This window comes from Modestobacter italicus (assembly GCF_000306785.1).
GTDB lineage: Bacteria > Actinomycetota > Actinomycetes > Mycobacteriales > Geodermatophilaceae > Modestobacter > Modestobacter italicus.
This window is the reverse complement of the sequence record NC_017955.1, coordinates 1299702-1310099: the sequence shown is the minus strand read 5'-3', so window position 1 is coordinate 1310099 and position 10398 is coordinate 1299702. Positions and strand designations below refer to the sequence as shown.

Annotated in this window: 12 protein-coding genes; 7 read left to right on the top strand and 5 right to left on the bottom strand. The window is 74.4% G+C overall.

Going from position 1 to position 10398, the window contains the following annotated elements:
- Positions 1-193: 193 nt before the first annotated feature.
- From MODMU_RS06350 to MODMU_RS06335, 4 genes are all read left to right on the top strand, one after another.
- On the top strand, positions 194-925 hold the full coding sequence (locus tag MODMU_RS06350) for a molybdopterin-dependent oxidoreductase (RefSeq protein WP_014739375.1): 732 nt from the start codon (positions 194-196) through the stop codon (positions 923-925).
- Positions 909-1556 carry a cytochrome b/b6 domain-containing protein gene (locus MODMU_RS06345; protein WP_014739374.1) on the top strand — a complete coding sequence of 216 codons (648 nt, stop codon included), beginning with the start codon at positions 909-911 and terminating at the stop codon, positions 1554-1556. Before MODMU_RS06350 ends, MODMU_RS06345 begins: the two co-directional genes overlap by 17 nt.
- Before the next feature lie 10 nt (positions 1557-1566).
- Positions 1567-2580: an alpha/beta fold hydrolase gene (locus tag MODMU_RS06340; protein WP_014739373.1), complete on the top strand. Its 1014-nt coding sequence runs from the start codon at positions 1567-1569 to the stop codon at positions 2578-2580.
- A 65-nt stretch (positions 2581-2645) separates the two neighbouring features.
- Entirely contained in the window at positions 2646-3200 is a 555-nt protein-coding gene (locus MODMU_RS06335) for a type 1 glutamine amidotransferase domain-containing protein (protein ID WP_014739372.1), read from the top strand.
- 9 nt (positions 3201-3209) lie between these two features.
- On the opposite strand, the gene MODMU_RS06330 is transcribed toward MODMU_RS06335, so the two are convergent.
- From MODMU_RS06330 to MODMU_RS06315, 4 genes are all read right to left on the bottom strand, one after another.
- A complete protein-coding gene (locus MODMU_RS06330; protein ID WP_014739371.1) occupies positions 3210-4610 on the bottom strand; it encodes a hypothetical protein in 1401 nt (466 codons plus the stop codon).
- Between the two features lie 108 nt (positions 4611-4718).
- A complete protein-coding gene (locus MODMU_RS06325; RefSeq protein WP_014739370.1) occupies positions 4719-5693 on the bottom strand; it encodes a glycosyltransferase family 2 protein in 975 nt (324 codons plus the stop codon).
- A gap of 221 nt (positions 5694-5914) precedes the next feature.
- Positions 5915-7423, bottom strand: coding sequence for a hypothetical protein (locus tag MODMU_RS06320; protein ID WP_166503415.1), 1509 nt, complete (start codon positions 7421-7423; stop codon positions 5915-5917).
- Between the two features lie 219 nt (positions 7424-7642).
- Positions 7643-7885 carry a hypothetical protein gene (locus MODMU_RS06315; protein WP_014739367.1) on the bottom strand — a complete coding sequence of 81 codons (243 nt, stop codon included), beginning with the start codon at positions 7883-7885 and terminating at the stop codon, positions 7643-7645.
- A 205-nt stretch (positions 7886-8090) separates the two neighbouring features.
- Between MODMU_RS06315 and MODMU_RS06310 the strand changes: the two genes are divergently transcribed.
- The 3 genes from MODMU_RS06310 to MODMU_RS06300 are packed head-to-tail and all read left to right on the top strand — an operon-like array spanning position 8091 to position 9425.
- A complete protein-coding gene (locus MODMU_RS06310) occupies positions 8091-8408 on the top strand; it encodes a DUF4190 domain-containing protein (RefSeq protein ID WP_197537391.1) in 318 nt (105 codons plus the stop codon).
- 22 nt (positions 8409-8430) lie between these two features.
- Entirely contained in the window at positions 8431-9243 is an 813-nt protein-coding gene (locus MODMU_RS06305; protein ID WP_014739365.1) for a CPBP family intramembrane glutamic endopeptidase, read from the top strand.
- The gene (locus tag MODMU_RS06300; RefSeq protein ID WP_014739364.1) at positions 9240-9425 is read left to right on the top strand and encodes a hypothetical protein; all 186 of its coding nucleotides are present in this window, start codon (positions 9240-9242) and stop codon (positions 9423-9425) included. Before MODMU_RS06305 ends, MODMU_RS06300 begins: the two co-directional genes overlap by 4 nt.
- Positions 9426-9470: 45 nt before the next feature.
- Here the strand turns inward: MODMU_RS06300 and MODMU_RS06295 are convergent, their stop codons facing one another.
- Positions 9471-10322 carry a mycofactocin-coupled SDR family oxidoreductase gene (locus MODMU_RS06295; protein ID WP_014739363.1) on the bottom strand — a complete coding sequence of 284 codons (852 nt, stop codon included), beginning with the start codon at positions 10320-10322 and terminating at the stop codon, positions 9471-9473.
- Positions 10323-10398: the final 76 nt, after the last annotated feature.

The window sequence follows — 10398 nt, the reverse complement described above, 5'->3', positions numbered from 1 at the left end:
GCCGGCACTGCGTTCTGCTCTGCGCACTCGCGCATCAGCGCTCCCCGTGGCCACGACGCTTGCGGACGACGCCGGCCGGCGCTGGTCGCTCGCCTGCCACCGCGTACCCGCCCGACCGTAGGCCCGGCCCCCGTGGTGCGCCATGGGATGCCGCGCGCCCCGTGTCCGCAGGGCAGCGGCCTACCGTGGCGGCATGGCCCCCGAGCACCCCGCTGTCGACGAGGGCGGCGCCCCGGTCGGCCGGCGGGTGGTGCTCGGCCTGCTGGGGCTCGGTGCGCTCGGCATCGTGGGCGGCGCCCGGCTGCAGGACGCGCTGAGCGCGGCGCTGGCACCCATCCAGACCCGCGACCCGACGGGCCTGAGCAGCCTGCTCCCCCTGGGCAACACCTTCCGGTACTACTCGGTGACCGGCGCCGTCGACGAGCAGGACGCCGGGGAGTACCGGCTCTCCGTGTCCGGGCTGGTGGGCACACCGGGCCGGCACACGCTCGCCGACCTGCAGGCGATGCCGCAGACCCAGCTGGTCCGCGACTTCCAGTGCGTCACCGGCTGGCGGGTGCCGGACGTGCCGTGGGCAGGGGTGCGGCTCGGGCACCTGCTCGACCTCGCCGCACCCGACCCGACGGCGACCGCCGTGCGGTTGACCTCCTTCGACGGCACGTACACCGAGAGCCTGAGCCTCGAGCAGGCCCGCCGGCCGGACGTGCTGGTCGCGCTGCGGATGCTGGACGCCCCGGTGACCCACGACCACGGTGGCCCGGTGCGGCTCTACGTCGCACCGATGTACGGCTACAAGAGCCTCAAGTGGCTGTCCGGCATCGAGCTCACCGAGGAGGTCGTCCCCGGCTACTGGGAGGAACGGGGCTACTCCGTCGACGGCTGGGTCGGCTCCTCCAACGGACGCGACGATGACCCGACCGGCTGAGACCCGGGCGGTCGAGCCGGAGCTGCCCCGCTTCGGCCGGCCGGCGCGGTGGGTGCACGGCGGGGTCGGCGTCCTGATGCTGGTCTGCCTGCTCACCGCGGCCGTGCTCTACAACAGCTCGCTGCAGGTCCTCGTCGGGCACCGCCGGGTGGTCGAGCTGGTGCACGTCTGGTGCGGCTTCGCGCTCCCGGTGCCGCTGCTCCTCGGCCTGGCCTCGGCCGGCTACCGGGCGGAGCTGCGCCGGCTCAACCGGTTCACCCCCGCCGACTGGCGGTGGCTGCGCTCCCGCACCCGCCGGGACGGGCGGATCCCGGTCGGCAAGTTCAACGCCGGGCAGAAGCTGAACGGGTCGCTGAGCACCGGCGCGATCGGCGTCCTGCTGCTCACCGGCGTCGTGATGCTGTCCACCGACCTCGCCCCGCTGTCCTGGCGCACCGGCGCGACGCTGGTGCACGACTGGACGGCGCTGGCCGTCGGCCTGCTGGTGCTCGGGCACACCTCGTTCGCGCTGCGCGATCCGGTCGCGCTGCGCAGCCTGCGCACCGGCACGGTGCACCGCGACTGGGCCCGCCGCGAGCACCCGGTCTGGGCGGCGGAGGTCGAGCGCGCCCGGGACGACGAGGACGCCTAGCGTCCCGGGCATGACCTGGCCGGTGGACCGCGGTGTGTTCGAGCTCGGCGACCTGGCGGTGGAACGCGGCGGCACGATCACCGACGCCCGGCTGTCCTGGCAGGCCCACGGCACGCTCAACGAGGCCCGGGACAACCTGGTCGTCTACCCGTGCAGCTACGGCGCGACCGCCGACGACCTCGCCTGGCTGATCGGCCCGGACGGCGTGCTGGACCCCGGGCGCTGGTTCGTCGTCGTCCCGGACATGTTCTCCAACGGCCGGTCCAGCAGCGCCTCGGCCCAGCCGGACTGGCCCGCGGTGGTCACCGCCGCGGACAACGTGCGCGCCCAGCACCGGCTGGTCACCGAGCACTTCGGCGTGAGCACGGTGGCTGCGGTGTACGGCTTCTCGATGGGCGGCATCCAGGCCTACCACTGGGCCGCGCTGCACCCCGACCTGGTGCAGCGGGCGATCGTGGTGTGCGGCAGCGCGCGCACCGCCGACCACAACAAGGTCTTCCTCTCCGGTCTGCTGCGCATCCTGGAGGCCGCGCCCGAGCACCTCGGCGGGGGCCGGTTCTCCGCCGAGCCGACGGCGGCGCTGCGCGCGTTCGGGCACGTCTACGCCGGGTGGGGGCTCAGCCAGGACTTCTACCGGGCCGGGCTCTACCGCACCGTGCTCGGTGCACCGGACCTGGAGACGTACCTGGTCCGCGACTGGGAGACCGGCTTCCCGCTCCCGGCAGCCGACCTGTACGCCCAGGCGCAGACCTGGGTGCACGCCGACATCAGCGCGGCCGAGCACGACGGCGACCTCCCCCGGGCGCTGGAGGCCATCCGGGCCCGGGTGCTGCTGCTGCCGGGCGAGACCGACCTGTACTTCCGGGTCGCCGACAACGCCGCGGAGCTCCCGCACCTGGCCGACGCCGAGCTGCGGCCGATCCCGAGCATCTGGGGGCACCGGGCCGGCGCGCCGCACCCCGACGCGAACGCCGACGACCACGCCTTCCTGCGGGCCGCCGTCCGGGAGTGGCTGGACCGTTGAGCCGGCGTCCGCCACCCCGCCGTCCGTGCGTTTGACGCCGCGCCGTCCCCGGGCAGGACCGGCCCATGGCTGAACTCACCGGCAAGCGGATCGCGGTGCTCGCCGCCAAGGGCGTCGAGCAGGTCGAGCTGGAGGAGCCGCGCAAGGCCGTCGAGGCCGCGGGCGCGACGACGCACCTGCTGTCGGTCCCCGACGGCGTCGAGGACGGCGCGGTCCAGGCGGTCGAGGGTGACATCCACCCGTCGACGACGTTCCCGGTCGACGCGCTGGTCAGCGACGTCTCCCCCGACGACTACGACGGGCTGCTGCTCCCCGGTGGCGCGGTCAACCCCGACACCCTGCGGCAGGACGACGACGCGCTGGCCTTCGTGAAGGCGTTCATGGACGCCGGCAAGCCGGTCGCCGCGATCTGCCACGCCCCGTGGACCCTGCTGGAGGCCGGCACGCTGTCCGGCCGCACCCTGACCTCCTACCCGAGCATCCGCGGCGACCTGCGCCGTGGCGGCGCCACCGTGGTCGACCAGGAGGTGTGCGTCGACGGGAACCTGGTCACCAGCCGCGACCCCGGCGACATCCCGGCCTTCAACGAGGCCGCCGTCCGGCTCTTCGCCGGCGGCTGAGCCGCCGGGTCAGCGTTCGCGCTGGTACCCGAAGAAGCCGCGCTTGCGGATCAGGCCGCTCACCGCCGGCGGGACCATCGACTCCCAGGACTCGTCCTCGGTGGGGATCCGCTTGAGCACGTCCCGGCTGAGGATCGGCAGGTAGTCCGGCTTGTAGTTGTCCAGGCCCACGAAGCTGCCGCGCCGGGCCAGGTAGTCGTAGAGCGGCTGCAGCTCCTCGGCGACGCGGACGGTGTCGACGGTGACCACCTCGCCGTCCCGGAGCATCGGGTAGACGTACAGCCGCAGGTCGTTCTTCAGCAGCCGGCCGAAGCCCTCCAGGATGCCGCCGGGCAGCGGGGCGTAGGACGGCTCGTCGAACAGGTCGATGAGGCTGGGGACGCCCATGACCATGCCGATCCGCCCGTCGGTGCGCCAGCTCAGGTAGGCGGCCAGCCGGTGGTAGGCGGCGAAGTCCGAGATCAGCACGGTCATCCCGCACGCAGCCAGCAGGTCGGCGCGAGCGAGGAAGTCCCGCCGGTCGACGGCGTCGCCGCCGGCGCGCAGGTTGGCCATGGTCAGCTCGGTCAGCACCAGGACGTCCCGCCCGGCGACCTCCGGGTCCTCGGCGAACTTCTCCCCGGCCGCCTCGAGCATGTCGATGTTGACCACCGTGGGCGGGCGGAAGCTGCCGCGCTCGACCAGGATCGCCCGCTTCCGCAGCACCTCGCTGGGCTGCAGCACCTGCCGGTCGGGACCGAACATGGCCGCGCCGCTGAGCCCCAGCTGGACCAGCTTCAGCGCGATCAGCCGGTTGTCCACCGCGCGGAACTCGATGCCGCGCAGCTCGATCATGTCGATCTCGATCCGCCCGGTGGTGAGCCGGTCGAGGAGGCTCTCCACCAGCCGCTCGGGCTCGTGGTGCTGGAAGAACGCGGCGTGCAGCAGGTTGACCCCCACCACGCCCAGCGCCTCCTGCTGCAGCGCTGCCTCGTCGTCGAGCATCCGGACGTGCACGATCACCTGGCTGGCCTCGTCCCGGGGCGAGGCCTGGAACTTCACGCCCATCCAGCCGTGGCACTCGTTCCCGCCCCGGTAGCTGCGCGCCACCACGGTGTCGGCGAAGGCGAAGAACGCCGTCTCGTCCCCGCGCGCCTCGCTGAGCCGGTCCAGGTTCAGCTCGAACTCGTGGTCGAGCATCGCCTGCAGCCGGCCCTTGGAGACGTAGCGGTCGGACTTGCCGTACACCGCGTCGCTGACCGCCATGTCGTAGGCGGACATCGACTTGGCGACCGTACCGGCCGCGCCGCCCGCCCGGAAGAACCACCGGGCGACCTCCTGGCCGGCCCCGATCTCCGCGATCGTCCCGTACCAGCGGGGGTCGAGGTTGATCTGCAGCGCCTTCTGCAGGGTGTCCGCACCGGCGTCCATGGAGGGCTCCCGTCCTGGTGGCGTCGCGAGGTGCCGGGAGCGTAACGGCCGCGGATGACCGCCCGGTGTCGGCGCGGCGACGTCCGCGAGCCGCCGTCCCGCGGCCCGTCAGGCCGAGCGGCGCCGGCCAGCACCGCTCCCCTGCCCGGACGCCGCCGGCACCCGCCCCGGTGCCACCGGCCGCCGACCGAGGACTCCCCGCGGGACCAGCCGCTCCCGGTCCGCCCGCTCGATGAGCAGCGCGCGCAGCACCCGGGCGCCGTCCCGCCAGGTGTTCAGGTTGCTGGTGCCGTGGATCCGCGGGTGCTCGAAGCTGGGCACCTCGGTGATCCGCGCGCCGGCCAGCGCCATCCGGGTGTTGATGATCGTCTCGATCTCGAAGCCGTCACCCCACTGCTTGCCGCCGCCGACCTCGAACCGGGGGTCGAGCGCGAGGTGGTCGAGGCAGTCCCGCCAGAAGGCGTTGTAGCCGTAGCAGAGATCGGTGTACCCGGTCCCGAACAGGGCGTTGGCCAGCCGGTTCAGCCAGCGGTTGCCCCACCGCCGGAGCGGGGTGATGTCGCTGGACCCACCGCCCTCGGCGAACCGGGTGCCCTTGGCGAAGTCGGCGCCGGCGACCAGCGCGTCGACGAACCGGGTGATCTCCCCCGGGTCGGCGGAGCCGTCGGCGTCCAGCATGACGACCACGTCACCGGTGGCGGCGGCGAATCCGCAGGCCATCGCGTTGCCCTTGCCCATCCGGTTCTGCAGCACGACCTGGACGTCGGACCGCAGCGAGCGGGCGACCGAGACGGTGTCGTCGACGCTCCGACCGTCCACGACGATCACCTCGTGCACGTCCAGCGGCAGCCGGGCGAAGACGTGCGGCAGGTTCTTCGCCTCGTTGTAGGTCGGGATGATCACGCTCACCCGCGGCTGCCGCCCGGTGAGGTCCTGCTCGAGCGTCACCGTCGTGCCGGTCGCCGGCGGCGGCACCGGCCGGTCGGTCGGCGGGGCGGTGCGCGACGGGTCGTCCACGGTGCTCGGCACGTCGGCGTACCGGGCTTCTTCGGCGTTGGTCAGATCGACTGGGGACCGGGACATGGCTGGCCTTCCTTCGCCCGGAGCGCGGACCGGTCAGTCGCCGGTCGCGCGGGAGCGGTGGGAGTGGAGGAGACGAGAGGTGGGGTGCGGCGCGCGCCGAGCCGGTCGGGGACGGGCAGGCGGGCGCTGTCGGGCCGCGCAGGAGCAGCGGCGGACACGCTGTTCTCGGGACGACGGATCTCGGCCGGGCGGGTGCGGACGCACCGGGCCCAGGGGCCGGGTCAGTCCGGCGCGACCGCCGGGTCCTCGGCGGTGCCGACGACGGCGAGGCTGCGGCCGGTGGCCGGGCGCAGCTGACCGCCGAGCTCGTCGCTGTCGCTCGCGGTCAGCACCACCACGGGCAGGTCGATGCCGGTGCTCTTGTCGGCTCCACCGTCGGACGCGCGGACGCTCCCGCAGGAGGTCGACCCGGTGGTGGGCGTCGGCAGCGCCGGTGGCGGCGGCGGGGGCGCCTGCGGCAGCGGCGCCGGGATGGGCTTCGGGGCGTCGACCGGTGGGGCGAGGTCACCCTGCGGCGCGGGAGCGCCCGCTCCGGCGGGATGGTGCCCGGTGCCCTGGCCCCGGGTCTCGTGCGTCCGGACGGCGTGCTGCTCGGCCGGCGCCTGCCGCAGCTGGGTGACCGGCTCGCCGACGAGCACGCCCGGGACCCCGTGCTCGGCGGGCGCCGCGGCGGGCGGGGCGCTGCAGGGGGCGGCGGCGGTCGGAGCGGGAGCAGGCGCGGGGCAGCTGCTCGGCTCGTCGCTCGCCGGCGGCCCGGCCGGTGCAGTGCACGCGGTGGTGGACGGGACCTCGGTGTTCGTCGCGGCGGCTGGCTCGGCGGCCGGCTCGGCGGCCGCGGTGGTCGCCGCTGCTGGGCAGCTGACCGGGGTGCCGGCGGCGGTGGTGGTGGTCGCCGTCCCCGCGGTGGCGGCGGTGGTCGTCGTGGTGGTGACCGCGGCGCTCGCGCAGCTCGGGACAGGGTCGGCGGCCGACGGGACGACGACGGGCGGGGTCGGGGACGTCACGGCCGGGAGGGGGACCGTCGGGGTCGCCGTGGTGGGGGCGCCGACGACCGGAACGGTGGGCACGACCGGGATGGCGGTCCCGGGGACCGGAGCTGAGCCGGTCGTGGCGGGCGGCGGCGAGGAAGGGCTCCCGACGCTGGTTCCCGGCGCGGTCACGGGCTGGCCGCTGCCGCCCGTCGGGTCGACCGGCGCCGGGCTCACCGGAGCCGGCACGGTGAGCACGGGCACCGTGGGCAGCGGCACGGTCGGCACCGGCACGGTCGGCACCGGCACGGTCGGCGCAGGCGTGCTGCCCGGGGCCGGGTCGGCGGGCGGGTCGGTGGTCTCGCCGGGACCGGGATCGGTGGTGTCCTCCGACCCGGCGTCCGGGGCCGGCGTCTCGACCGGGTCAGTGACCGGGAGCTCCGGCTCGTCGGCGTCGGGCGGGGTGGGTGCCGGGTCGTCCGCCACGGCCGGCGGGGCGTCCTCCTCGTCCGGTGCGGGCGACGGCGCGGGTGGGGCCTCCGGGACCTGTGCACCCGGGGTCTCGACCGCCGCCGAGCCGGTGCCGGTGGTCGCCTCGTCGGCCTGTGCGGTGCCGACCCCGGCGAGCCACAGACCGGCCAGGAGCGCGCCGAGCAGGAGGAGGCGGCGGACCCAGGACGTCGTCCGCCGGGTCGTGCGGCCGGGGTGGGACGGGCAGCGCGCAGCAGCGGCAGACCGCTGCTCGGCGGTGCTCTCCACCACGCCCTCCGCACCCCGCCGAGGCTCCGACGGTGACCCAAGGTCATCGACTGCCACCGCACGGGGGACCCCCGATGCGCTGAACGGCAGACTCTGATCGGCGGAGAGTCACAGGTCAACAGCGCGACGGTCGGAGAGTGACCGGCGCGCGGGTCGCGCTACGTGCTGTGAACGGACGGGTCGCGTGCGTGAGCGAACCGGGGTGGGAGAGGCTGCCGACGGTCAGGTCCGGCCGGCGCGCCGCTCGGCGTGGTTGCGGCCCTTGACGGTGCCCCGGTACTCGTAGAGCACCTCGCCCCGCGGGCCGTACATCTCCTCGGGGCCGGTCATGCTCATCGTCGTCCAGTCCGGCTCCTCCAGGCCGCGCTCGGCGGTCGACAGGCGGACCACCTCCTGCCGCAGCGCGGCGATGGCTCGTTCCCGGTGGGAGAAGGGCAACGTGACCGTCGCGCGGTAGGTGTACATGCCCGGATGGTCGGGACGCCGGCCCCCTCACTGGACGGCGAGCGGCGCCGTCTCCCTCGAAGGGGTGGGTCCGCAGGCGCGCGGGGCCCGTCTTGACGCTCCGTCACCTCATCCGTGCGGCCGATCGTGACGAACCTGCTGACCAGCGGCCCTTCCGTCACACGATCGGGTGAAACGAGACTGGGACGGCCGTCACTGTGGGTAGATGACGTCCGCGGCAGTCCGCCGCGGCAGCCGAGAAGAGGACGTCATGACGCACAGCGCCGGCCACACCGGGCCCCAGGGCACCACCCAGAACAACAACGTCGGGAACGGCCTGGCCATCGCGGGCCTCGTCTGCGGCCTCGTCGGGCTGCTCTTCCTGCCGATCGTCCTCGGACCGCTCGCGATCATCTTCGGTGGCATCGGGCTCTCCCGGGCCAACCGCGGGGCCGGCCACAAGGGCATGTCCATCGCGGCGATCGTCCTCGGCATCGCCGACCTCGTCGTCATGGTGCTCTACGCGGTGGCGATCACCAACTGACCGCCCGACCGGTTCCGGCACCGTGAGCGCCGAGGTCGTCAGGGCCGCGGACCCGGTCCCCCAGCAGCGCCGGTCCTTGATCGAGCGGACCGTGCTCGACGAGCAGATCCGCACCGCCCGGCAGACGGCGCCGCAGTCCTGGGGCGTGCGCAGCTGGCTCGGGCCGCTGGTCAGCCTGGCGGCGCTGATCGTCGGCTCCGGCTTCCTCGCGGGCGCACTGCCCGACCGGGGCACCGGCCGCACGATCGGCGTCGCCGCGCTGTCCATCGGCCTCGAGCTGGTGCTGCTGGCGGTGCTCGTCGCCTTCGCCCGGCCGCTGGTCGCGCGGGGCGGCGGCTGGTCGCGGACCCTCGGCCTGGACCGGGTGCGCCGGTCGGACTGGTTGCCGTGGATCACCGGCGTCGGGTTCGCCTACCTCGGCCGCACGGTGGTCAGCGTGGTGGCCCTGGCGCTCACCGGCGGCACGGCGCTGGCGGAGGCGAGCAACCTCACCGGCGGCGACGGCAGCATCGTCTCGATCGTCGTGCTGGTCGTGGTGGCCGTCGTCCTGGCGCCGATCGCCGAGGAGCTGATGTTCCGCGGCCTGCTGCTGCGCAGCTTCATGCACCGGATGGGCTTCTGGCCGGCCGCCGGGTTGTCGACGCTGCTCTTCGGCGCCTTCCACGTCTACGAGGTCGACACCGTCGCCGGTGCCATCACGCTGGCCTGCTCGGTCGGCGTCCTGGGCCTGGTCAACTGCCACCTGGTCCGGATCACCGGGCGGCTGACGCCCGGGATCATGGTTCACGCGACCTACAACGCACTGGCCGTGGCCGTGCTCCTGCTGCTCGGGTGAACGGGACGCAGAAGACCGGGGTGGGCCTCACCGCCGGCGCGACCGGCTGGCTGGCCTTCCTGGTCCTCGACGCAGGCGACCTCGCGTCCCGCGGCGTCGTGCTGGCGGTCCTGGTGGTCGGCCTCCTCGCCCTGACGACGGCGGTGGTGCTCACGGTCCAGCTGGGCCGGCGCGCCGCCTGACGAGGGGATCGCGCGGCCGACCCGGGGGTCGGCCGCGCACCCGGCTCAGCGGTTGGTGCGGCCCAGGTCCACCGGCAGCTGGATGCCGGTCACGTGCCGGGCCTCGTTCGAGGCGAGCCAGGCCACGGCGGCGGCGATGTCGTCGGCCTGGCTGACCGGGTCCGGGAGCTGGCCCATGTAGAGCGTGCTCAGCGTCGGGCTGGCGTCCTGGATCATCGGGAACAGCTCCGGCACGGTCAGGCCGGTCTGCACGCCGTGCGGGTGCACGGTGTTCACCCGGATCCGGTACTCGGCCAGCTCGTTGGCCAGCGTCTTGGCCAGCCCGGTGACCCCGTGCTTGGCGGCCACGTAGCCGGCCAGGTAGGGCAGGCCGCGCAGCCCGGCGACCGAGCTGGTGAACACGATCGCGCCGCCGGTGCCCTGCTCGATCATGATCGGGATGGCCGCCTTGGCGGTGTGGAAGGGCCCGTTCAGGTTGGTGTCGATCTGCTCGGCCCAGTGCGCCGCGTCGATCTCCCAGGCCCGGGCAGCGGTCGTCGTCCCGGCGTTGGCGATGACGACGTCCAGCCGGCCCAGCTCGGCCACCCCGGCGTCCAGCGCCGTCTTGAGGGCGTCGTAGTCGCGGATGTCGGTCTGCGAGGCGACGATCCGGCGGTCCAGCGCCTCGACCAGGCGGACGGTCTCGGCGAGGTCCTCCGGCGTCGAGCCCGCGTACTGGGTCTCCGGCACCTGGGCGGCGATGTCGACGGCGATGATGTCCGCCCCCTCCGCCGCCAGGCGGACGGCCTCGGCCCGCCCCTGGCCGCGGGCGGCACCGGTGATGAAGGCGACCTTGCCCTCGAACCGGCGGGCGATCGGGTCGTGCGGGACGGGCGCTTCGGGGACCGGGGTGGTCATCGGGTTCTCCTCCAGGGTCGGTGCGGCGGCTGCCTGCCCGACTCTGTCACCCTCGTGGCAGTTTGTGCCACGAGGG

What these genes read in the sequence shown, in the direction of transcription:
- MODMU_RS06350 (WP_014739375.1), top strand. Translation starts at nt 194, where the DNA reads ATGGCCCCCGAGCACCCCGCTGTCGACGAGGGCGGCGCCCCGGTCGGC.
- MODMU_RS06345 (WP_014739374.1), top strand. Translation starts at nt 909, where the DNA reads ATGACCCGACCGGCTGAGACCCGGGCGGTCGAGCCGGAGCTGCCCCGC.
- MODMU_RS06340 (WP_014739373.1), top strand. Translation starts at nt 1,567, where the DNA reads ATGACCTGGCCGGTGGACCGCGGTGTGTTCGAGCTCGGCGACCTGGCG.
- MODMU_RS06335 (WP_014739372.1), top strand. Translation starts at nt 2,646, where the DNA reads ATGGCTGAACTCACCGGCAAGCGGATCGCGGTGCTCGCCGCCAAGGGC.
- MODMU_RS06330 (WP_014739371.1), bottom strand. Translation starts at nt 4,610, where the DNA reads ATGGACGCCGGTGCGGACACCCTGCAGAAGGCGCTGCAGATCAACCTC.
- MODMU_RS06325 (WP_014739370.1), bottom strand. Translation starts at nt 5,693, where the DNA reads ATGTCCCGGTCCCCAGTCGATCTGACCAACGCCGAAGAAGCCCGGTAC.
- MODMU_RS06315 (WP_014739367.1), bottom strand. Translation starts at nt 7,885, where the DNA reads ATGTACACCTACCGCGCGACGGTCACGTTGCCCTTCTCCCACCGGGAA.
- MODMU_RS06310 (WP_197537391.1), top strand. Translation starts at nt 8,091, where the DNA reads ATGACGTCCGCGGCAGTCCGCCGCGGCAGCCGAGAAGAGGACGTCATG.
- MODMU_RS06295 (WP_014739363.1), bottom strand. Translation starts at nt 10,322, where the DNA reads ATGACCACCCCGGTCCCCGAAGCGCCCGTCCCGCACGACCCGATCGCC.